Source organism: Pseudoalteromonas sp. EB27, assembly GCF_001974875.1.
Lineage (GTDB): Bacteria > Pseudomonadota > Gammaproteobacteria > Enterobacterales > Alteromonadaceae > Pseudoalteromonas.
Genome location: NZ_MTQD01000001.1, coordinates 446,087 through 466,897, shown reverse-complemented (window position 1 = coordinate 466,897; position 20,811 = coordinate 446,087). Strand labels below are relative to the sequence as shown.

Below are 20,811 nucleotides of genomic sequence, written 5' to 3'. Positions count from 1 at the left end.
TTAATCGACTATAGTATGAATTAGACTATAAACCAAAAATAATTTATAGATTGCTACTTAGGAGAGCGAATGTCGTCAGATCAAAACGATTTTTTATTTTTTGAACAAGATTTTGAAGACGATGCTGTTGTTGAGCAGACTAAGTTTTGGGATATTTTAATTGTTGATGACGAACCTGAGATTCATTCTGTAACAAAATTAGCTTTGTCTGGAGTTGAGTTTTTAGGGGCTGGTTTGCGATTTCACGATGCTTATTCGGGTGCAGAAGCAATAGAAGTGTTAGCTAAAAATAAAAATATTTCGGTTATTTTTTTAGATGTTGTTATGGAAACTGACGATGCCGGTTTGCAGGTTGTAAAAAGAGTGCGTGACGAATTAAATAATCAACATGTAAGAATTATTTTAAGAACAGGGCAAGCAGGCAATACACCAGAAGAAAAAGTAATACGAGAATACGACATAAATGATTATAAAACGAAAACAGAGCTTACTCGCTCTAAGTTATTAACTTCGCTTATAACGGCTATTCGCTCATACGAGCAGGTATGCCAGCTTGAATATCAAAGTGATGCGATGAACACGATTGTTTCAGCATCAAAGTCTATTTTAGGACTTACTGATATTAAGCAATTATGCAAAGAAGTCATCAAGCATATGAGTGTTATTTTAAAGTGCGCACCTAGAGGGCTTGTTTGTAGCAAGTTGGATGGCGATGACTTTATTCAAGTATTAGGTGGTTGTGGGCATTACGAAGGCTATTTTGGTGAAAAATTAATTAATGTTGATAGCAGAGTATTTGAACAAGTTGAGTCATGTTTTGCTTTGTCAAAGCACCAACATATAGATTCAAGTTCAACATTTATATTGAAAAGCAAACATCGAAAAGCGGCTTTATATATAGAGTGCGAACACACTCCCTTACAAGCACAGCTTCAATTTGCTGAAATTTTCTTAACTAATGTAAGTGTAGCACTTGATAACATAAGGCTATTTGTAAAGTTAAGAGATGCAGCTTATAAAGATGTGCTTACTGGTATTTCAAATCGTACTAACTTTATTGAACGGGTAGTGCATTATCAAAAGCCCCACGTGAATGATTATGTATTTGTATTACTTGATGTAGTTAACTTTGCAGATATTAATAATGGCTTAGGGCAAGAGGTCGGTAATAAAGTATTAATTGGTATTGTTCAAAGGCTAAAAGAAAATTACCAATCAGCTAAATTACTTTCACGTATTGGCGCTGATGTTTTTGGGTTTATTATTCGCCAAGACGAATTTGACTTAAAAAAATTGAATGAGCAACTAGGTATTCCATTTTACGCAGAAGAACATTTACTGCCTATCGACTTTAGAGTGGGCTTATGCCAACAACAAGACTTTCAAAGTAGTGGTATTGATACACTGAAAGTTGCTTATATCGCACTTAATCAAGCTAAAAAAGCAAAGCATAAAGAAGGCGTTTATTACAGTATTGATATGCAAGATAAAATGGCTTGGCGTTTAGGTATTATTAGGCAGCTACGTCATGACTTTGCTCGGAATAAGTTAGAGGTATGGTATCAACCCCAACTTGCACTAGATGATTTGTCGCTAATTGGGTGTGAAGCATTATTACGCTGGCCGACAGGTGATGGCGTGTATATATCACCAGCTGTATTTGTACCACTTGCAGAGGATGCGGGCTTAATTGTCGATATAGGGCAGTGGGTATTAGAGCAAGCTTGCCAACAGCAAAAGCGCCTAGAAAATATGGGTACAGAAATTTGTATTGCGGTTAATGTGTCTGTTCCGCAGTTTAAAGTAAAAGGCTATGCACAAACTGTTAAAAATACATTGTTAAAATATGGTGTTAAGCCAAAGAACATAGAATTAGAAGTTACCGAGAGCGTAGTAATGGATGAGCTAGAAACTGTTATTAATACTCTAAGAGAGCTTAAAGAACTAGGGTTGGAAGTTGCTATTGATGACTTTGGCACTGGTTTTTCGTCGTTAAGCTATATTCAAAGTTTACCACTGGATAGATTAAAGATAGACCGCGCATTTATAAAGGGTTTACCAAACGATGATACAGGTGCTATTGCTGCTTTAGTTATATCACTTGGCGCTAAGTTGGGTTTAAAAACGATTGCTGAAGGGGTCGAAACACAAGCGCAAGCCCAGTTCTTAAAGAATTTAGGGTGTGATGAGGTACAAGGGTTTATGTATGCTAAACCCATGCCTGAGAATGAATTAATAGAATTTATAAATAAACGCTAAAAAAGATTAATTTATTATTTAAGCTAATGAACGATTTAGAATTTAAGGTGCGATATGCTTTGACTACTTTGTATATATAAACAATTTAGTAGGGTATAATTCGCGCCTTTTGTTATTCTACGGCCACAATTATGAGCACACTCAAAGCTAAGCGCGCCTTATTTTCATACCCTAAATATTGGGCTGAATGTTATGGCACCGCGCCATTTTTACCAACTACACGTGAAGAAATGGATGCACTTGGCTGGGATAGCTGCGACATAATAATAATTAGTGGTGACGCGTACGTTGATCATCCTAGCTTTGGTATGGCGGTAATTGGCCGTGTACTTGAAGCGCAAGGCTTTAGAGTGGGTATTATTGCCCAGCCCGCTTGGGACTCTAAAGATGCATTTATGGAGCTAGGCAGACCGAATTTATTTTTTGGTGTAACAGCTGGCAACATGGATTCGATGATAAATCGCTATACAGCTGAAAAGCGTATGCGCCACGATGATGCTTACACGCCAGATAACGTAGGTGGTAAACGTCCCGATCGCGCCGTAATGATTTACTCGCAAAAATGTCGTGAAGCATACAAAGGAATACCAATTGTTATTGGTGGTATTGAAGCGAGTCTTCGTCGTATTGCTCATTACGACTATTGGCAAGAAAAAGTTCGTCGTAGTATTTTGTTTGATGCTAAAGCTGATATTTTAATTTACGGTAACGCAGAGCGTCCGTTAGTTGAAGTTGCGCATCGTATTGCCGCAGGCGAAACAATGGATACTATTCAAGATATTCGCGGCACGGCTGTTATTAGAAAAGAACCTTTACCAGGTTGGCGTGGCAGTGACTCTACCGCTATAGATAAAATTGGTAAAATTGATCCTATTCCAAATCCATACGGCGCTGATGATGTTGGCTGTAGCAAATCTGAATTTAAACAAGCGGGTATTGATTTAAAGGCGGAAGCTGCAAAACCAATCATGGTTCAGCCTGCGCGACCTAAACCGTGGGAAAAAACTTACGTTAAGTTACCTGCTTATGAGCAAGTAAGTGTTAACAAACCTCTATACGCCCACGCTTCGCGTATTTTACATCAAGAAACAAACCCTGGTTGTGCAAGAGCGCTGTTTCAGCGACACGGCGATCGCTCTATTTGGGTAAACCCGCCTGCATACCCATTAGAAACACATGAGATGGACGCTGTGTTTGGTTTACCGTATCAGCGAATTCCTCACCCAAGTTACGGCGACTCTAAAATTCCTGCTTACGACATGATAAAAACATCGGTAAATATTATGCGCGGTTGTTTTGGTGGTTGTTCGTTTTGCTCAATTACGGAGCATGAAGGGCGTATTATTCAAAGTCGTTCGCAAGAATCTATTATTGAAGAAATTGAACAGATTAGAGATAAAGTACCTGGCTTTACTGGTGTGATTTCTGATTTAGGTGGCCCAACGGCAAATATGTATAAACTGCGTTGTACGAGTAAAAAAGCAGAAAGTACCTGTAGACGCTTATCATGTGTGTACCCTGAGATTTGTAAGCACATGGATACCGACCATACGCCAACAATAGACTTATATAAAAAAGCACGTGAAGTTAAGGGTATTAAAAAGGTTTTGATTGCTTCTGGTGTACGTTATGACCTAGCTGTACGCGACCCTCGTTACGTTAAAGAATTAGTAACGCATCATGTGGGCGGCTACTTAAAAATAGCGCCGGAGCATACAGAGGATGGTCCATTATCAAAAATGATGAAACCAGGTATGGGCGCGTATGATCAATTTAAAGAATTATTTGATAAGTACTCTAAAGAAGCAGGTAAAAAGCAGTATTTAATTCCTTACTTTATATCAGCTCATCCAGGTACAAAAGACGAAGACATGGTAAACATGGCTTTATGGCTTAAATTAAACGACTTTAAGCTTGATCAGGTACAAAATTTTTACCCGTCACCGATGGCTAATGCAACGACTATTTACCATACAGAGATGAACTCTTTACGTAATATAAAAAACAATACAGAAGTTGTTCCAGTACCTAAAGGTGCTCGCCAACGTAGATTACATAAAGCAATTTTACGCTACCATGATGCAGCAGGTTGGCCGATGATACGCGAAGCACTGCGTAAAATGGGTAAAGCTAATTTAATTGGTAAAGGGCCTAACTGTTTAGTGCCTGAAGAAGGGCGTGATGAAAAAGCAGGTAAAGGTCGCAGTAAAGGCGGACGTCCGGCACTAACGCGACATACCGGTTTTAGCCAATTTAAAAAAGCAAACACTAAACCAAAAGTAGGCGGTAATCGTCAAAGTACACGTTAGTAATCTAATCTACTAATATCTAGCGTAATTAGTTTAATTACGCTAAGGATTTTTAAGCCTCGTTAGTACGTAAATTAAGTAAACCTTGCTCTTTATTGGCTATATTATTGTAGGTAATAAAGAGCGAACTTTCAGAAACTCCCCTTAAGATTGGCGTATTTAGAGCCAATATACTTCTAGTTAGTTTTTTAAAACGTTGATGATAACCATAAACGTAATTTAAGTGACCATAACGGTTGAATTCCTGTTAGCCCTTGCTTCATTTTATTATCTTTTAAGATTATATAGGATGGCGTGACTTGTCCTTGCCAGTCGGCAAATATCTCACCGTGTTGATCGTTGACAGTGGCAAAATTGTAGCCGTGATCATTTAGATAATCATGTAGTTCTTTATCAGAACCTGATTTTATTGCGATGCTCACGACAGGGTAGTTATTCTCGTTTGCGAGTTCGTTTATGGCAGGGGAGGTAATACTACAAATAGGGCACCAAGTTCCCCAAAAGTACACAAGCGTTGGTTTATCTTGGCTCATTGCTGATAAATCAATGTTTTGCCCTTTATAGTCTATTAATTGTAATTGAGGATTTGCAGGCATGACCGGTTGCCTCCACCAATTAACAGCGTTATAAATTACGAAAAATATAGAGCCATATATCAATACACTTTTTAATATTGATAGCCCTTTTTGTTTTGGCGTTTTTTTAGGTGTGTCTTTTTTATTTTTGGTATCCGTTGTCATAGCTGCAGCTTTACCCTAAGTGTTTTTTACTTTAGTTATTTGCAAAAGTTTCTAATTTAAACCAGCAACCAAGTAGCAGTACCTAAAAAGGCGAATATACCCACAATATCTGTCACCGTGGTTAGCACTACACTCCCTGCAAGTGCTGGATCTATATTCATTCTTTTAAGAATAATAGGGATACTCGCACCAGCAACACCTGCCACCACTAAGTTCATAAACATAGCGAAGGCGAGTACGCCACCAAGCATAAAGTCCCACTGCCATAGGGCAATAACACCTGCTATTAACAACGACCACAAAACCCCGTTTAACGCGCCAATAGCAAGCTCTTTCATCATCAAGAAACGTTGGTTTGTTTGATTTATATGACCTACCGCAATACCACGAATAACAAGCGTCAATGATTGGCTACCTGCAACACCACCCATAGAAGGGACAATACCGTTAAGTACAGCTAAAATAGGTAAAACATCTAAAGTGCCTTCAAAAAAGCTAGCTACAAAAGCAGCTGCAAGTGCCGTTAGTAAGTTGACACCTAACCAAACTGAGCGTTTTTTAGAGCTTTTTAGTACTGGTGCAAAGGTATCTTCTTCATCATCAAGACCGGCTAAACTTAGTAAGCTATGCTCCGCATCTTCTCTTATTACGTCAACGATGTCATCGATAGTCACACGACCAAGGAGCTGATCATTATCATCAACTACGGGGGCCGATATCCAATTATGACGTTCAAATAATTGCGCGACTTCACTTTCATCCATAGAGATTGGGATAGACTCACAATCTTCATCCATTAAATCGCGAACAATTTTTTCTGGCGGGTTAGTTAATAATGTACTGAGTGATAAAGCGCCTATAAAGCAGTTATGCTTATCAACAACATACAAGTCATCGGTACCTTCTGGTAACTCGCCGCGTAGCCTAATATACCTAAGTACAACATCAAGCGTAACGTCGGGGCGAATGGTCACCGTATCGGTGTTCATTAGCGCGCCAGCAGAACGCTCTTGATACGAAAGTGCTTGTGTTGCACGTTCACGGTCTTGAATGTCCATCGCGCTAACAACGTCTTTATAAACGGTGTCTGGCAGACTACGTAATACCTCACCTAAGTCATCGTGGCCCATATCCTCTGTTGCGGCTGCAATGTGCTTAGGTTCCATCTGGGCAATAATGCCTAAACGAACATCTTCTGATAGTTCTTCAAGAACATCGCCTTGCACATCAGGATCAACCAACTGCCAGAGGAGTCGGCGAATTTTATGGGGGGATGATTCTAATAATAATGCGGTATCACAAGGAGCTGTTTTTGCGAGCATGCGCCTAACTTGAACAAATTGACCACTATTGAGTGACTTAGTCACCTGTTTTAGTTGCTGTAGTGGGTAATCTTGTTCAAAAGCTTCAGGCATTGGCGTCCTTTATAAATTTTTATATTACTTTATGGGGAGAGGTGAGTTAACTGGCGTCACTAACCGTATTTATATATCTGTTTTAGTTGAGGCGTTAGTAATGCGAGCATTATTTTTATAACTGTTTATTCTTGCTCATTAAAACGTTGTGCTATTAACTCTCCAACAGCATGTAAAGCTTGCTCAGAATCGGGGCCTTTGCATACAACTTTTACTTCTTTGCCTTGGCTACTTTCAAGTAACATTAGTGCAAGTACGCTATCGCCCGCGGCTTCTTTATCATCTTGAAATAATGTGATTGTCGCATCAAATTGTACTGCTAACTGCGCAAGCACAGTAGCTGCTCTAGCGTGTAAGCCTAATTTGTTTTTTATTAAAAAAGTGTCTTCACAGTGCATAACTTACTCTACCTAAGCTGAACAGGTGATTATTCAGCTCTATTATTTTTCTTGTTCACGATGGCGAATTTTTACATTGGGATGTGTCATTGCAAAACTTTCACCGATAGTTTGCGCTAAATATACAGAGCGATGTTGTCCGCCTGTACATCCGATAGCTATGGTTAAATAACTGCGGTTATTTCGCTCTAAGTGCGGTAACCACGTTTGTACAAATGTTTGAATTTGCCATGTGAATTTTTGCACTATGCTGTGATTGGCCAAATAATCTTTAACGGGTTGATCTAACCCATTTAAAGGTTTTAATTCAGGTTCCCAATGTGGATTTGGTAAAAAACGCGCATCAAATACATAGTCTGCTTCTTTTGGTATACCGTGTTTAAAACCAAACGATTCAAACGTGACAATTAGTTGCTTATCTTTTTTACCTAAAATCTTTTCACGAATAGATTCTGCAAGTTGGTGAACGCTTAAATCAGTTGTGTCTATCATAAAGTCGGCGCGGGTGATTAGTACATCAAGTAATTCTTTTTCTTTTTTGATGGCTAAATCAAGAGGCAGCGAGTCAATTGATAGTGGGTGTAACCTGCGCGTTTCTGAAAAGCGTTTTATCAACGTTTGATCGTCGCTATCTAAATAAAATAACGTAGGATTTGCAAAGCCTGGTAAGTATTCAAGAATATCGTTAAATTCATCTTGCTCTTTAGGGATGTTTCGCACATCAATGCTAACAGCAATTTTATCGTAGCTATCAGACACACTGCGAACTAATGAAGGAAGCAAGTTAACTGGAATATTATCTACGCAATAATAGCCTAAATCTTCTACAACGCGTAAAGCAACCGACTTTCCAGAACCAGAACGGCCGCTTATGATAATTAACTCCATTTAACACCCTTTATAAAACTATGATTGATCGACAATAACTTGGTAAAGCTCAGCATCTGATTTTGCACAGCGTAACTGTTTACAAAAATCTTTGTTGTTTAGTTTATCAGCAATGGTTGCGAGAGTCTTTAAGTGCTGTTGGTTATCGCCATCTGGTACGATGAGTGCGACAAAAATATCAACAGGACGATTATCTATTGCATCAAAATTTATTGGAGTTTCGCTAACGAGTACTAAAGCTAAAGGCTCTTCTGCACCGCTCATTCGACCATGAGGAATGGCAATGCCACGGCCAATACCTGTACTACCCAGTTTCTCTCTACTCATTAAAGCAGTAAGGATATCCTGTTGCGGTAAATACGGAAGTTTGTCGTGAGCAAGTTCGCTAATGAACTCTAAAATTCTTTTTTTGCTATTAAAAAGGACCGCAGCTTTGCTGCAGTCCTGGCATATAAGTGAGCTTAATTTCATCATATTAGTGTCGAGCAAGCTTCTCTTTGTGTTTAATTACTTGTCGATCGAGCTTGTCGATCAACGAGTCAATGGCGGCATACATATCTTGATGTTCCGTAGAGGCAAATAGCTCAGCACCACTTACATGTATTGTGGCTTCTGCTTTTTGATTTAATTTTTCTACATCGAGAATGACATGAACATTATTAATATGATCAGAGTGTCTTTCTAGCTTCGCAAATTTGGTATTAATATAGTCTCTTAGTGAATCGGTTAATTCTACGTGACGACCAGTTAAGTTTAGTTGCATAAGCATTACCCTCTTTTTTTTGCGTCTTAGATCAAGCTTTTACGTTGATTTGACGGTGGAATAGCCAGAGATTCGCGGTATTTTGCGATTGTACGTCTTGCTACTTTAATTCCTTGCTCAGCCAATATATCCGCTATTTTGCTATCACTCAATGGTTTTGCTGAGTTTTCTGCAGCGATTAATTTGCGGATAAGTGCACGAATTGCTGTAGATGAACATTCACCACCGTTTTCGGTGCTTACATGGCTTGAGAAAAAGTATTTGAGCTCAAATATACCACGGGGTGTATGCATATACTTTTGAGTTGTTACGCGCGAAATTGTTGATTCGTGCATTTCTACCATTTCAGCAACATCATTTAAAACCATTGGTTTCATTGCTTCAGGGCCGTGTTCAAAAAAGCCTTGTTGTTGCTTAACAATACAATTAGTTACTTTTAAAAGTGTGTCGTTTCTACTTTCTAAGCTTTTAATAAACCATTTAGCTTCTTGTAAATGCGAGCGAATAAACTGGCTGTCACCACTCGATTTCACAGTGCGAGACATTGCAGCGTATTGGCTATTAACACGAATTTTAGGCATGCTGTCTGGGTTTAACTCAACAACCCAGCGGCCTTTAATTTTTTTAACTGACACGTCTGGAATAACATACTCAGATTCTTCTCTTACAATAGTATCTGCAGGCTTAGGACTAAGAGTATGGATTAATGTCATTACTTCTTTAAGCTCTTCTTCTTTGAGCTTGGTTTTCTTCATTAATGTACGATAGTCACGAGCAGCTAATAAATCAATATGCTCGGTTAAAATCATTTTTGTTTCATTAATGTAAGGTGTTTCTTTATCAAACTGATTAAGCTGAATACACAAACACTCTTGTAAACTACGTGCAGCAATACCGACAGGATCAAACAGTTGGATGCGTTTTAATACAGCTTCAATTTCATCAAGTTCGACTTCGTTATCATCTTCATTTTCTTGATTAAAGCTTTCTAAAATTTCTTCACAACTAAGCGTTAAAATACCTGAATCATCAACGGCTTCCACAATAGCAATAGCAATAGCTTCGTCTGTAGGGCTAAATGGCGTTAATTGTAACTGCCACATTAAATACTCATGGAGCGTCTCTGTAGAGGCACCTTGATAAATTGATTCATCTTCAGGCATTGGACCCGATGATGCTGCAGGAGCAGCACTCATGTACTCATCCCAGCTAACATCCATAGCCATGTCGTCACTTAGCGTGTCTTTCGCAAGTGCTTCACCACTATCTTGTTCGTATTCGCTTGGAGCATCATCGGCAGATGCGCTAACAGTTATGTCATCGGTATCAGCTTTTTGCTCGTTTTTGCCAGCAGCATCTTCTGAGTAGTCTTGTTCTTCAACCTCTAATAGCGGGTTGCTGTCGAGAGCTTCTTGTATTTCTTGCTGGAGATCCAATGTACTGAGTTGCAACAAACGAATAGCTTGTTGCAGCTGTGGAGTCATTGTAAGTTGCTGGCCCATGCGCAGCTGTAGTGATTGCCTCATGTATCTCTAACAATCCTTTTATGTTGTTATAATTAATACTAGCAGATGCTTTAAGACATGGCGTAAATGTTACAGCCTAAATTGCTCGCCTAAGTAAACATCGCGTACTGTTTTATCATTTAATACGTGTTCTGGAGTACCTGATGCAATCAGCTCCCCATGAGAAACAATGTAGGCTTTTTCACAAACATCAAGGGTTTCTCTTACGTTATGGTCGGTAATTAATACTCCAATCCCACGATTTTTAAGATGTTCTATTATTTTCTTTATATCTAATACTGAAATTGGATCAACACCAGCGAACGGTTCATCCAGTAATATAAATTTAGGATCTGCTGCTAGCGCACGTGCTATTTCAACTCGACGACGTTCGCCACCTGATAATGCCATACCTTGGCTATCACGAATGTGTTGTATGCTAAATTCATCTAACAATTTATCGAGAGTGTCTTCTCTAGCTTGTTTATTTAACTCTTTGCGCGTTTCTAAAATAGCCATTAAGTTTTGATAAACAGTTAGCTTTCTGAAAATTGAAGACTCTTGCGGTAAGTAGCCTATGCCTAATCTAGCACGACTATGCATAGGTAAAAGAGTAATATCGTTATCATCTATCAATATTTTACCTTTATCGCTGGGCACAAGACCTACAATCATATAAAACGTGGTTGTTTTGCCTGCGCCGTTAGGGCCAAGTAAGCCAACAATACTGCCAGCTTTTACTTCAAGGCCAACGTTTTTTACAACTTCACGGCCTTTATAGCTCTTTGCTAATAGTTCTGCTTTTAATGTGCTCATGGTTGACCTTTGTCGCTTTTTTTACTTTTTTTAGTTTCAATAGGTACTAAAATTGTATGAACGCGGTCAGTTGAGTTTTCATCTTTTTCGGCACTGATTAGCTGCTGCTCAATGTCATAGGTAATGCTTTTAGCATTTATTTTTTGTCCTGCTTGCGATACCTGTGCATTACCAACAAGCGTTAAAAAACGCTTAGATACATCGTAACGTACTTCGTCAGCACTGGCGCTCATAGTCGTGCCGTCTGATTGCTTCTCTTCAAAGTAGGCAGGGCTACCAGTAGCAATTAATAATTGCTTATTATCACCAAGTTCATCGCGTTTATGTACTTCGAGACGGTCGGCTGTAATACGGCGGTTACCGTGAATAATTTCAACGTTTTTCTCAAAAATCCCGACATTAGCTTTTAATTGACCTTCTTGCTTATCGGCGCTTATTGATATTTGATTTGCAGCAGGCTGTGTATTTGGCTCTGCAGCACTGCTATTAAATGCTAGTATAAGTGTAGGAATAATAAGTGATTTTAATATTTTATTGGTCATAATATATGGTTCGCGTATGGTTAATTAGTTTTATCACTTCGGTTTTTAAGTCGGCTTCTAGGCCTTTGCCGGTGATTTTTAAATTGGGTCCAGTGATGATAACGGGTTGTTCCGAGCGCATTGTTAATAGCTTTATATCTACCTGAATATTATCAGCATTGATTTTGTCTATCATGGCGTTATCGGTTAAGTTTTTGGCAACCACGTTACCTTCTAAAATTAATTGTTTGTCTTCGTATAATGTTGCTTCGTCTGCATTTATTTGCCACGTTTGCTTTTCGTTATATAAAGTAAAAATGGGTTTTTCAAAAAACGTGAAACCTAATTGCTGATATAATTCCATTTTAGCCGCAGTTACTTTGTGGCTGATTGTACCTTGTTCGTCATAGGCTGTTTGTTTGAGTTCAATGGCTATGTAATCAGGCTTGGCAATAACTTCAGGCTCAGTCTGAGGCAAAATATTTGGTTGTGTAAAATAAGGGTACCAAAGCCAAACCATACAGCTAATGAATAAAACGCTTAATATTATGCGCGCTGCATTCATGAACTAGTGCCTTGTGTAGTCAACGCTTTACCATTTTCAAGCATAAGTAAGTCGGTGAGCTCTCTTACTGCACCAAAGCCGCCAGGCATTTGCGTTACATAGTGTGATAAACGTTTAATAAGTGGATGGGCATCATTTACTGCAACAGCAAAGCCGACTAATTCCATAACGGGCATGTCAGGGCCATCATCACCGATATAAGCAATTTGTTCATCGCTAAGGTTGAGTTTGTCTTTTAATTCTTGATAGGCAATGAGCTTATTTTCTTGACCTTGATAAATATGCTGTACGGTTAAGCTGCTCATACGTTGTTGTACTATTTGTGAATGACGACCAGTAATTACAGCCACTTCAAAGCCACTGTTTATAAGCGCTTTAATGCCAAAACCATCTTTTGTATTAAATGCTTTTAGCTCTTCACCTTGATTACCAAGATAAATACGGCCATCAGAAAATACACCATCAATATCGCATATAAGTAGCTTTACTTTTTTAGCGCGTGCTTTTGCATCATCGCTCAGCGGTTGATAGAGTTCTTCAAATTGCATTTATAACACTCCTGCTTTTAATAGGTCTTGCATGTTTAATGCGCCAATAGGTTGGTTTTTCTCATTGACGACGATTAAGCCATTTATACGTTTGTGTTCCATAATATTAAGCGCTTCAGCGGCTAAAATATCTTGTGTAGCCGTAGTACATGACTTAGTCATAACAACATCTATTTGTGTTGTATGAATATCAATTCTTTGCTCTAAAATACGACGTAAATCGCCATCGGTAAATAATCCCACGAGCTGCTGATTTTCATCAACAATGGCTGTCATGCCTAAACCTTTGGCGGACATTTCAATAAGGGCGTCTTTAATTGTTTGTGAAACGCTAATAATAGGTGTATTTGCGCCACCGTGCATAACATCTTTTAAAGTAAGCAGTAAGCGCTTGCCTAAACTACCACCTGGGTGAGATAGCGCGAAGTCATCAGCTGTAAAGCCGCGGGCTTCTAATAGTGCAACTGCCATGGCATCGCCCATCGCAAGCGTTGCAGTGGTGCTTGATGTAGGAGCTAGACCCAATGAACAGGCTTCTTTTTCTACTTTAATACACACATGTACATTAGCAAGGGTCGCCATGGTTGATTGCGTATTGCCAGTCATCGATATCATTTTGGCACCAAGTCGTTTTAAAACCGGAATGATATTTAAAACTTCGCTGGTCTCTCCTGAATTAGAAATAAGCATAACCACGTCATTTTTAGTGATCATACCTAAATCACCATGACTTGCTTCACCAGGGTGAACAAAAAATGCAGGGCTGCCAGTACTCGCAAGAGTGGCCGCAATTTTATTGCCAATATGACCTGATTTACCCATGCCAATGACAATAATACGGCCTTCGCAGTCGTACATTAATTGGCACGCGTTATTAAAATTCTCATCTACATATTGTGCAATATCACTAAGTGCTTGGCGCTCAACATCTAAAACGCGAAGACCTTGTTCAATAAAATTTAGCGTTGCCATCATTTACCCTACTTGACTAAAAATATACCCTTGGTAACCCAAAAACGCTATTAGCAATAAGCCGCCTTCTACTCTATTGATACGTTGGGTGCCTCTAAAGTTCAATGACATAATAATAAGAGCAAGTGTTGCACCAATCATAATCAATACGTCTCGACTTACTAATGATGGGTCAATGGCAGAAGGGTTAATGATACCTGCAAGTGGTAATACCGCTAGAATATTAAATATATTTGAGCCAACAATATTACCTAGTGCTAAATCATCTTCATTTTTAAGTACACCAGCTACCGAAGCTGCAAGCTCTGGCAAGCTAGTACCAATGGCAATAATTGTTAAGCCAATGACTAAGTCGCTTAAGCCGAAGTATTTTGCAATGTCTACGGCTGAACCTATTAAAAAATGAGAGCTAACAGGTAGGAGTATCATGCCTATAACTAACCAAAATATCGCTTTTTTTGTAGGTACATCGTTAGGGACGTCGTCGCAGGCTTCTGAGACAAATGGGTCATCTTGGTTTTTTGCACGCATAGATACAATAATTAACCCACCGATGAACACGATAAAGCCAACTAAAAGTGCAACACCTTCATTAAATGAAAAGTAGTTATCCGAAAAGACATACCAAGTAGCAAGAGATACTAGCATTACCAATGGCATTTCGCGTTTTAACGTACTAGATGAAACTGAAAGAGGGCGAAATAAAGCTGTGATACCTAACACAAGTAAAATGTTTGTAATGTTAGAGCCAACAGCATTACCAACGGCTGTGTCGGTTTTGTTAGCCAGAGCTGCAGAGGCTGAAACCATCATTTCGGGCGCTGAAGAGCCCATAGCTACCACGGTTAAACCAACAATAAGTGTAGGTACACCAAAGTTTTTAGCAAGAGCCGCAGCGCCATAAACAAACCTGTCTGCACTCCAAACAAGAGCTGCAAAACCAAGAATTAAAATAACAAACGAGGTAACCATTGTGTTAAGCCAGTTATACAAAATACGGATGGCGCGAATAGTAACAAAAGCCAAGATGAAAGTATAAATAAAAGAGTAAGGTCAACTACGTAACAATGCTGCTTTTAAACAGCTAATTTAAAAATTTAAGCCGGGGTTAAGCTGTTTTGAGCGAGTCTTATAATCCTTTTCACGGATGTATTACAAAATCTTACGAATTGTTTTTTCCATCTTTGACAAAAAAGCTTTAAAATAGGTGCACTAGTGAACATTTTTATGGAGAGCGACTTGTCGCAATCAATAGTAGAAGTCAAGGATGTTAGCTTTTCGAGAGGCAATAGAACTATATATAAAAATATGAGTTTTAGCGTTCCTAAAGGTAAAATTACTGCGATCATGGGGCCAAGCGGAATTGGCAAAACCACTATGTTGCGTTTAATTGGTGGTCAGCTTAAACCCGATTCAGGTGATATTTTATTTGAAGGTGGCAGCATTCCTAAAATGTCTCGTAAAGAGTTATACGAAGCACGTACTAAAATGAGCATGCTTTTTCAAAGTGGTGCGCTGTTTACTGATATGTCGGTATTTGACAATATTGCGTTTCCTATAAGAGAGCACACAAAGCTAAGTGAAGACCTTATTCGATTAGTTGTATTAATGAAGCTGCAAGCGGTTGGGCTACGTGGCGCTAAAGATTTAATGCCCTCTGAGTTATCAGGCGGTATGGCAAGACGTGCTGCACTTGCGCGCGCTATAGCACTTGATCCAGAGCTAATCATGTACGATGAGCCATTTGCAGGACAAGATCCTATTTCGATGGGCGTATTGGTTAAGCTAATTAAGTCGCTTAACGAGGTATTAGGTTTATCGTCTTTAATTGTGACGCACGATGTGACAGAGGTAATGAGTATTGCCGATCACGTTATAATTATCGCTGATCAAGGGGTAATTGGTTGTGGTACCCCAGATGAAATGCGTAATCACGAATCTCCTTTAGTTCAACAGTTTTTAAAAGGCTTGTCGGATGGTCCGGTTCCATTTCATTTTCCGGCTCAAGCTTATGCAGACGAGCTGCTTGGAGAAAAAGCATAATGTTGGATTTATTTCAAAAGCTAGGGCATAAAACGCTAGGACGCTTTGCGGCTCTCGGTCGTTCAGCTTATATGCTGTTTAGTGCATTAGCGCATGTTCCTAATTTTAAAAAAGGCACACCGTTACTTGTTCGCCAGCTTTATATGGTGGGTTCGCAATCGTTACTGATTATTATGGTGTCGGGCTTGTTTATCGGCATGGTATTGGCTTTACAAGGTTACACCGTATTAGTTGGTTATGGCGCTGAGGATAGTTTAGGGCCGTTAGTGGCACTGAGTTTATTGCGAGAACTGGGCCCGGTTGTTACTGCATTACTGTTTGCAGGACGCGCAGGCAGCGCATTGACTGCTGAAATTGGCTTAATGAAAGCAACAGAGCAGCTTTCATCACTTGAGATGATGGCAATCGATCCGCTAAAACGTATTATTGCACCACGCTTTTGGGCGGGTTTTATAAGCATGCCATTGCTTGCCTTGATATTTTCAGCCGTAGCAATTATAGGCGCTCATTTAGTGGGTGTAGATTGGCTGGGGGTTGATACAGGTAGTTTTTGGTCAATCATGCAATCACAAGTGTCGTTTCAGCAAGACATACTAAACGGTATTATTAAGAGTTTTGTATTCGCCATAGTGGTGACCTGGATTGCGCTTTATAAAGGATATGACTGTGTGCCGACCTCCGAAGGGATCAGCAAAGCAACCACCGAAACGGTTGTTCATTCGTCATTAGCAGTTTTAGGTTTTGACTTTATTTTGACAGCGGTAATGTTTACCAGCTAATAGGGTATAGATAATGAATTCACGGAAATTAGAAATTTTAGTTGGTTTTTTTGTAGCACTTGGCATTTTAGCGTTTGCGATGCTTGCACTTAAAGTTGCCAACTCAGGTATTAGTGGCTCTGGCGAAACATATACGCTTAATGCCAAGTTTGAAAACATTGGCTCGTTAAAAGCGCGTGCGCCGGTAAAAGTAGGTGGTGTTGTAATTGGTCGAGTTGAATCAATTTATGTTCACCCACAAGAGTTTTTACCAGTGGTAAACATGACCATTGATGCACAGTATTTATGTCGTTTTTCAGACACAAGCTCAATCTCTATTTTAACGTCGGGTATTTTAGGTGAGCAGTATTTAGGTATTCACCCTGTCATTTCTCCAGATTCGGCTAAACAACGTTGCTTAGGCGAAACAGTGACTGAAAACAAGCAAGATGAAGCAATTGACGATTTGTTTGGTGTGGAAAGTAAAGCACTAGGTGATGGTGATTCAATTACTGATACTAAGTCTGCCATTGTACTTGAAGAATTAATCGGGCAGTTTTTATTCAACCAAGGTAGTGAGTAATTATTATGTTGAAAAAGTTTTTAGCTATTGTAGCAATTGGCACAATGACGCTAACTCAAAGCGTAAGTGCAGCAGATGTTAAATTGGTCGATCCAAATAAAATGGTACGCCAAGTTGCCGATAATACATTTGCACGTATTAAAAAAGATCAGCCATTAATTGTTAAAGATCAAGAGCATCTTCGCGTAATCGTTGAAGAAGAATTAATGCCTTATATCGACTACAAATATGCAGCACTTCGCGTACTAGGTAGTGAAGTATCTAAAGTCCGTGCAATTACCGACGAAGCTGAAAAAGCTAAAGCAATTAAAGAAATTCAACGCTTTATTGGTGTGTTTAGAGAGTATTTAGTTGCTACTTATGCAGGTGTATTCACTCAATATACAAACCAGAAAGTTGAGTTTGGTGCCGAGCAAGCATTTAAAGGCAAAGACGTAGTTGTTGTTAAGACTAAAATTATTGAAGACGGTAAACCTGATATCAGAATCGATTTTAAAGTACGCGAAGACCGCGACGGTGAATGGCGCGCGTACGATATGATTGCTGAAGGTATTAGTTTACTAGATGCAAAACAAAGTGAACTACAAGGTATTTTGCGCCAGCAAGGTATTGATAATGTAAGTAACCTTTTAGAGCAAAAGAGTCAGCTACCAGTTCAGTTTAGAGGCAGTAACTCGAATGACTAAATTGGCAATAAGCCAAGTTGATGGACAACATTTTCGAGTAAGCGGTGAGCTTACTCGAAATTCAATTGGCGATGAACAGCTTCTGAACAACAAGTTATTAACTAAGCATAAAATCATCTATTTCGACCTAAGTGGAGTATCTAGGGTTGACACAGCGGGCTTAGCTTGGTTAATTCACTCTTTTGCAGAATTAAAGCAGCAAGGCATTCGCCTTGAATTGCAAAACCTACCTGAGCAATTGCAAAATTTAATGCAATTGGGTCAGGTTACAACCCTATTTGAGTGAGAGTTATGGAAACTAGCCAAGTCGAAACATTATTACGCGAAGAACTTCAATTAGCTGAAGTACATGTAAAAGCCAATGGTAGCCATTATGAAGTTGTTGCAGTAGGCGAATGCTTTGACGGTTTAAGCCGAGTTAAAAAGCAGCAGCTAGTCTATGGTCCATTAATGAATACAATTTCAGATGGCACAATTCACGCAGTATCTATTCGTGCATTTACTCCCGTAGAGTGGAAGCGTGAACAAAAATTTATTTTACCGCAATAAATAGGGCCTCTTAATGGATCAATTTGTAATTCAAGGTGGTACTTCACTTGCTGGTGAAGTGACTATTTCTGGCGCTAAAAATGCCGCACTTCCTATTTTGTTTGCTTCATTATTAGCTGATGGAAAAAGTACATTTACTAATGTACCGCGCCTTCGCGATATAGTGACCACTGAAGCCTTATTAAAAACTCTAGGTGCTGATGTTAATTGGCACGGCGATACGCTAGTGATTGACGGCGCAACGGTTAATAAAACATTAGCGCCATACGACTTAGTTAAGCAAATGCGTGCCTCTGTACTTGCATTAGGCCCTTTAGTTGCACGTTTTGGTGAAGCTCAAGTGTCTTTACCTGGTGGGTGTGCTATTGGTGCTCGTCCTGTTGATATACATATTCAAGGTTTGGAGCGCATGGGCGCGGTAATTAACGTTGAAAATGGTTATATTAATGCCAAGGTAAACGGGCGCTTAAAAGGCGCTGAAATCTTTATGGAAATGGTAAGCGTAGGCGCTACTGAAAACCTATTGATGGCAGCTGCTCTTGCTGATGGCAAAACCATACTTGATAATGCTGCTCGCGAGCCCGAAATAATTGATTTAGCTAATTGCTTAATTGCGATGGGCGCTAAAATCACAGGTGCAGGAACCAGCCGCATTGAAGTTGAAGGCGTTGAGCGTTTAGCAGGATGCGAGCACAGTATTTTACCAGATAGAATTGAGACTGGTACGTTTTTAGTCGCGGCAGCAATGGCAGGCGGTGAAGTACTTTGTAAAAACACTGACTTTCACTCCCTTGAGCCTGTGATTGAAAAATTACGCGCAACCAATGCACACCTAGAGGTGAATAACGACAGTATTTATCTTGATATGCGCGGCCGAGAACTAAGAGCCGTTAATATTAAAACAGCCCCACACCCAGGTTTTCCTACGGATATGCAAGCTCAGTTTACAGCATTGAATGTAGTAGCAAATGGTAGTGCGACTATTACAGAAACGATTTTTGAAAACCGTTTCATGCATGTACCAGAGTTACAGCGTATGGGCGCTAATATTCGTTTGGAAGGACATACCGCAATTTGTGGTGAGACTGAAAGCTTAACGGGTGCGCAAGTGATGGCAACCGATCTACGCGCTTCAGCTAGTTTAATTTTGACGGGTATAGTGGCTCAAGGTGAAACGGTCGTTGATCGTATTTATCACGTTGATAGAGGTTATCAGCGCATTGAAGATAAGCTAAGTGCGTTAGGTGCAAATATTAAACGTAGAAGTAGCTAAGTAGATACTTAACTAATTACACAATTTTGAAAAAAGGTCGGATATGCGAATTGCTATCCGACTTTTTTATTGACGATTTATGCAGGTTGGTATTATTCTTTATTAAAGCTTTGTTTCAAGCTCAGCTACCACCACCATGATTTTTTCTATTTTCCCATCTCTGTAAAGCTCAAACTCTATTTCTTTACCTGGCTCTGTATTACCTATTTCTTCCAGCACTTTTTGTGGGTTTGCTACCGAGAGGCCTGCAATTTTAATAACGATATCTTGCTCTTCAATGCCCGCTTGCCATGCTGGACCCAAAGGGTCTAAATTAGTAATTCGCATGCCCGTAACGGGAGTTAGGCTGTCGTTTACTTCTTTACCGGTACTATCTACTGCTGTGCCTTCGAAGCCTAGATAGCCACGTACAACACGACCATGACGAATGAGTTTTCCCATTACTTTTTTAGCAAGCGAGTAAGGCACCGCAAAGAATATTCCTTGAATATTCAGATTCTCACGCGTTTTAAACTGCGCAGAGGTAATACCGACTAAATCACCATTGGAGTTAACTAATGCGCCGCCAGAGTTGCCCACGTTAATAGCCGCATCCATTTGTAATAAGTTATTGTACGGACTGTCTGTAATCTTTTGCTTACCCGTTGCGCTAATGATGCCTTGCGTGATTGTTTGACCTAAATTAAGCGGGTTACCTATAGCAAGTACCACATCGCCTACGCTCGATACATAGCTATCATCGACAGGAATGACCGGAAGGTGATCTGCATTTATTTTAAGTAAGGCTAAATCAGTAATGGTATCAAAACCAATTAGCTGCACATCAAAGAAGCGTCGACCATCGGTTAGAATAACCATAATTTGATCTGCGTTATTAACAACATGGTAGTTAGTAAGAATATAACCGTCTTGCGACATGATGACGCCAGAGCCTAGCTCTTGTACTGTGTTTTTTCTTTTATAACGGGGTTCTTTGGAAATGCTTTCTGAAAAAATAGTAACCACAGAAGGAGCTGCTCGTTTAACTGCATCAGAAAAACTCAGGTGACCCGCACTCATAGCGCTTGGTAGGGGAACATTTGGAAGTAAGGCCGCTCGCATATTAGGGCTGAAAAAAACCACTAAAAAAGCAATACTTAGGCCTGCAAATAAAGGGGGAAGAATAAATTTTATTAGTTTCAGCACGATTTTCTTATTATGTAAGTGAGCAATCTCTTTAT

General features: G+C 39.5%; 23 protein-coding genes. 9 read left to right on the top strand and 14 right to left on the bottom strand.

All coding sequences use genetic code 11. The annotated features are described in order from the left end of the window. Positions 1-69: 69 nt before the first annotated feature. Entirely contained in the window at positions 70-2,259 is a 2,190-nt protein-coding gene (locus tag BW142_RS02100; RefSeq protein WP_076923721.1) for an EAL domain-containing protein, read from the top strand. 131 nt (positions 2,260-2,390) lie between these two features. Next, positions 2,391-4,568 carry a YgiQ family radical SAM protein gene (locus BW142_RS02095; protein WP_076923720.1) on the top strand — a complete coding sequence of 726 codons (2,178 nt, stop codon included), beginning with the start codon at positions 2,391-2,393 and terminating at the stop codon, positions 4,566-4,568. 188 nt (positions 4,569-4,756) lie between these two features. Here the strand turns inward: BW142_RS02095 and BW142_RS02090 are convergent, their stop codons facing one another. The 13 genes from BW142_RS02090 to BW142_RS02030 form a co-directional block, all read right to left on the bottom strand. Next, positions 4,757-5,308: a protein disulfide oxidoreductase gene (locus tag BW142_RS02090; RefSeq protein WP_076923719.1), complete on the bottom strand. Its 552-nt coding sequence runs from the start codon at positions 5,306-5,308 to the stop codon at positions 4,757-4,759. Positions 5,309-5,364: 56 nt separating this feature from the next. Continuing rightward, positions 5,365-6,723, bottom strand: a complete 1,359-nt coding sequence (gene mgtE / locus BW142_RS02085; protein ID WP_024599252.1) for a magnesium transporter — start codon at positions 6,721-6,723, stop codon at positions 5,365-5,367. Between the two features lie 125 nt (positions 6,724-6,848). Next, positions 6,849-7,121 carry an HPr family phosphocarrier protein gene (locus BW142_RS02080; protein WP_002957937.1) on the bottom strand — a complete coding sequence of 91 codons (273 nt, stop codon included), beginning with the start codon at positions 7,119-7,121 and terminating at the stop codon, positions 6,849-6,851. Between the two features lie 42 nt (positions 7,122-7,163). Beyond that, a complete protein-coding gene (rapZ, locus tag BW142_RS02075; protein ID WP_024599253.1) occupies positions 7,164-8,009 on the bottom strand; it encodes an RNase adapter RapZ in 846 nt (281 codons plus the stop codon). An 18-nt stretch (positions 8,010-8,027) separates the two neighbouring features. Beyond that, complete coding sequence (gene ptsN, locus BW142_RS02070; RefSeq protein ID WP_024599254.1) at positions 8,028-8,480, bottom strand: PTS IIA-like nitrogen regulatory protein PtsN; 453 nt, start codon at positions 8,478-8,480, stop codon at positions 8,028-8,030. 4 nt (positions 8,481-8,484) lie between these two features. Further along, positions 8,485-8,772 carry a ribosome hibernation promoting factor gene (hpf, locus tag BW142_RS02065; RefSeq protein ID WP_007580301.1) on the bottom strand — a complete coding sequence of 96 codons (288 nt, stop codon included), beginning with the start codon at positions 8,770-8,772 and terminating at the stop codon, positions 8,485-8,487. A 26-nt stretch (positions 8,773-8,798) separates the two neighbouring features. Next, the gene (locus BW142_RS02060) at positions 8,799-10,298 is read right to left on the bottom strand and encodes an RNA polymerase factor sigma-54 (RefSeq protein WP_024599255.1); all 1,500 of its coding nucleotides are present in this window, start codon (positions 10,296-10,298) and stop codon (positions 8,799-8,801) included. Between the two features lie 69 nt (positions 10,299-10,367). After that, complete coding sequence (lptB, locus tag BW142_RS02055; protein WP_076923718.1) at positions 10,368-11,093, bottom strand: LPS export ABC transporter ATP-binding protein; 726 nt, start codon at positions 11,091-11,093, stop codon at positions 10,368-10,370. After that, positions 11,090-11,635, bottom strand: a complete 546-nt coding sequence (gene lptA / locus BW142_RS02050) for a lipopolysaccharide transport periplasmic protein LptA (RefSeq protein ID WP_076923717.1) — start codon at positions 11,633-11,635, stop codon at positions 11,090-11,092. The genes lptB and lptA overlap by 4 nt, the downstream gene beginning before the upstream one ends. Next, positions 11,625-12,179: an LPS export ABC transporter periplasmic protein LptC gene (lptC, locus tag BW142_RS02045; RefSeq protein ID WP_024599258.1), complete on the bottom strand. Its 555-nt coding sequence runs from the start codon at positions 12,177-12,179 to the stop codon at positions 11,625-11,627. The genes lptA and lptC overlap by 11 nt, the downstream gene beginning before the upstream one ends. Next, positions 12,176-12,727, bottom strand: coding sequence for a 3-deoxy-manno-octulosonate-8-phosphatase KdsC (gene kdsC / locus BW142_RS02040; protein ID WP_007580311.1), 552 nt, complete (start codon positions 12,725-12,727; stop codon positions 12,176-12,178). Before kdsC ends, lptC begins: the two co-directional genes overlap by 4 nt. Beyond that, positions 12,728-13,699 (bottom strand): KpsF/GutQ family sugar-phosphate isomerase, encoded by a 972-nt coding sequence (locus BW142_RS02035; protein ID WP_076923783.1) that lies wholly within the window; start codon positions 13,697-13,699, stop codon positions 12,728-12,730. 3 nt (positions 13,700-13,702) lie between these two features. Next, on the bottom strand, positions 13,703-14,671 hold the full coding sequence (locus BW142_RS02030) for a calcium/sodium antiporter (RefSeq protein WP_024599260.1): 969 nt from the start codon (positions 14,669-14,671) through the stop codon (positions 13,703-13,705). Positions 14,672-14,926: 255 nt separating this feature from the next. Here BW142_RS02030 and BW142_RS02025 point away from each other — a divergent pair, with 255 nt between their 5' ends. The 7 genes from BW142_RS02025 to murA are packed head-to-tail and all read left to right on the top strand — an operon-like array spanning position 14,927 to position 19,591. Then, positions 14,927-15,742 (top strand): ATP-binding cassette domain-containing protein, encoded by an 816-nt coding sequence (locus tag BW142_RS02025; RefSeq protein WP_076915496.1) that lies wholly within the window; start codon positions 14,927-14,929, stop codon positions 15,740-15,742. Further along, on the top strand, positions 15,742-16,521 hold the full coding sequence (gene mlaE / locus BW142_RS02020) for a lipid asymmetry maintenance ABC transporter permease subunit MlaE (protein ID WP_002957949.1): 780 nt from the start codon (positions 15,742-15,744) through the stop codon (positions 16,519-16,521). Before BW142_RS02025 ends, mlaE begins: the two co-directional genes overlap by 1 nt. 13 nt (positions 16,522-16,534) lie before the next feature. Further along, positions 16,535-17,083, top strand: coding sequence for an outer membrane lipid asymmetry maintenance protein MlaD (mlaD, locus tag BW142_RS02015; RefSeq protein ID WP_002957950.1), 549 nt, complete (start codon positions 16,535-16,537; stop codon positions 17,081-17,083). Positions 17,084-17,088: 5 nt separating this feature from the next. After that, a complete protein-coding gene (locus BW142_RS02010) occupies positions 17,089-17,769 on the top strand; it encodes an ABC transporter substrate-binding protein (RefSeq protein ID WP_024599261.1) in 681 nt (226 codons plus the stop codon). Continuing rightward, positions 17,762-18,055: an STAS domain-containing protein gene (locus BW142_RS02005; protein ID WP_024599262.1), complete on the top strand. Its 294-nt coding sequence runs from the start codon at positions 17,762-17,764 to the stop codon at positions 18,053-18,055. Before BW142_RS02010 ends, BW142_RS02005 begins: the two co-directional genes overlap by 8 nt. A gap of 5 nt (positions 18,056-18,060) precedes the next feature. Next, positions 18,061-18,318, top strand: coding sequence for a BolA family protein (locus BW142_RS02000; protein WP_002957953.1), 258 nt, complete (start codon positions 18,061-18,063; stop codon positions 18,316-18,318). Between the two features lie 13 nt (positions 18,319-18,331). Then, positions 18,332-19,591 carry a UDP-N-acetylglucosamine 1-carboxyvinyltransferase gene (murA, locus tag BW142_RS01995; RefSeq protein ID WP_024599263.1) on the top strand — a complete coding sequence of 420 codons (1,260 nt, stop codon included), beginning with the start codon at positions 18,332-18,334 and terminating at the stop codon, positions 19,589-19,591. A gap of 102 nt (positions 19,592-19,693) precedes the next feature. On the opposite strand, the gene BW142_RS01990 is transcribed toward murA, so the two are convergent. Further along, positions 19,694-20,776 carry a trypsin-like peptidase domain-containing protein gene (locus BW142_RS01990; protein ID WP_024599264.1) on the bottom strand — a complete coding sequence of 361 codons (1,083 nt, stop codon included), beginning with the start codon at positions 20,774-20,776 and terminating at the stop codon, positions 19,694-19,696. Positions 20,777-20,811 lie beyond the last annotated feature (35 nt).

What these genes read in the sequence shown, in the direction of transcription:
- mgtE (WP_024599252.1), bottom strand. Translation starts at nt 6,723, where the DNA reads ATGCCTGAAGCTTTTGAACAAGATTACCCACTACAGCAACTAAAACAG.
- rapZ (WP_024599253.1), bottom strand. Translation starts at nt 8,009, where the DNA reads ATGGAGTTAATTATCATAAGCGGCCGTTCTGGTTCTGGAAAGTCGGTT.
- BW142_RS02000 (WP_002957953.1), top strand. Translation starts at nt 18,061, where the DNA reads ATGGAAACTAGCCAAGTCGAAACATTATTACGCGAAGAACTTCAATTA.
- mlaE (WP_002957949.1), top strand. Translation starts at nt 15,742, where the DNA reads ATGTTGGATTTATTTCAAAAGCTAGGGCATAAAACGCTAGGACGCTTT.
- BW142_RS02090 (WP_076923719.1), bottom strand. Translation starts at nt 5,308, where the DNA reads ATGACAACGGATACCAAAAATAAAAAAGACACACCTAAAAAAACGCCA.
- BW142_RS02005 (WP_024599262.1), top strand. Translation starts at nt 17,762, where the DNA reads ATGACTAAATTGGCAATAAGCCAAGTTGATGGACAACATTTTCGAGTA.
- hpf (WP_007580301.1), bottom strand. Translation starts at nt 8,772, where the DNA reads ATGCAACTAAACTTAACTGGTCGTCACGTAGAATTAACCGATTCACTA.
- BW142_RS02025 (WP_076915496.1), top strand. Translation starts at nt 14,927, where the DNA reads ATGGAGAGCGACTTGTCGCAATCAATAGTAGAAGTCAAGGATGTTAGC.
- BW142_RS02035 (WP_076923783.1), bottom strand. Translation starts at nt 13,699, where the DNA reads ATGGCAACGCTAAATTTTATTGAACAAGGTCTTCGCGTTTTAGATGTT.
- lptA (WP_076923717.1), bottom strand. Translation starts at nt 11,635, where the DNA reads ATGACCAATAAAATATTAAAATCACTTATTATTCCTACACTTATACTA.
- lptC (WP_024599258.1), bottom strand. Translation starts at nt 12,179, where the DNA reads ATGAATGCAGCGCGCATAATATTAAGCGTTTTATTCATTAGCTGTATG.
- lptB (WP_076923718.1), bottom strand. Translation starts at nt 11,093, where the DNA reads ATGAGCACATTAAAAGCAGAACTATTAGCAAAGAGCTATAAAGGCCGT.
- ptsN (WP_024599254.1), bottom strand. Translation starts at nt 8,480, where the DNA reads ATGAAATTAAGCTCACTTATATGCCAGGACTGCAGCAAAGCTGCGGTC.
- BW142_RS02095 (WP_076923720.1), top strand. Translation starts at nt 2,391, where the DNA reads ATGAGCACACTCAAAGCTAAGCGCGCCTTATTTTCATACCCTAAATAT.
- BW142_RS02080 (WP_002957937.1), bottom strand. Translation starts at nt 7,121, where the DNA reads ATGCACTGTGAAGACACTTTTTTAATAAAAAACAAATTAGGCTTACAC.
- BW142_RS02100 (WP_076923721.1), top strand. Translation starts at nt 70, where the DNA reads ATGTCGTCAGATCAAAACGATTTTTTATTTTTTGAACAAGATTTTGAA.
- kdsC (WP_007580311.1), bottom strand. Translation starts at nt 12,727, where the DNA reads ATGCAATTTGAAGAACTCTATCAACCGCTGAGCGATGATGCAAAAGCA.
- murA (WP_024599263.1), top strand. Translation starts at nt 18,332, where the DNA reads ATGGATCAATTTGTAATTCAAGGTGGTACTTCACTTGCTGGTGAAGTG.
- BW142_RS02010 (WP_024599261.1), top strand. Translation starts at nt 17,089, where the DNA reads ATGTTGAAAAAGTTTTTAGCTATTGTAGCAATTGGCACAATGACGCTA.
- BW142_RS02060 (WP_024599255.1), bottom strand. Translation starts at nt 10,298, where the DNA reads ATGAGGCAATCACTACAGCTGCGCATGGGCCAGCAACTTACAATGACT.
- mlaD (WP_002957950.1), top strand. Translation starts at nt 16,535, where the DNA reads ATGAATTCACGGAAATTAGAAATTTTAGTTGGTTTTTTTGTAGCACTT.
- BW142_RS02030 (WP_024599260.1), bottom strand. Translation starts at nt 14,671, where the DNA reads ATGGTTACCTCGTTTGTTATTTTAATTCTTGGTTTTGCAGCTCTTGTT.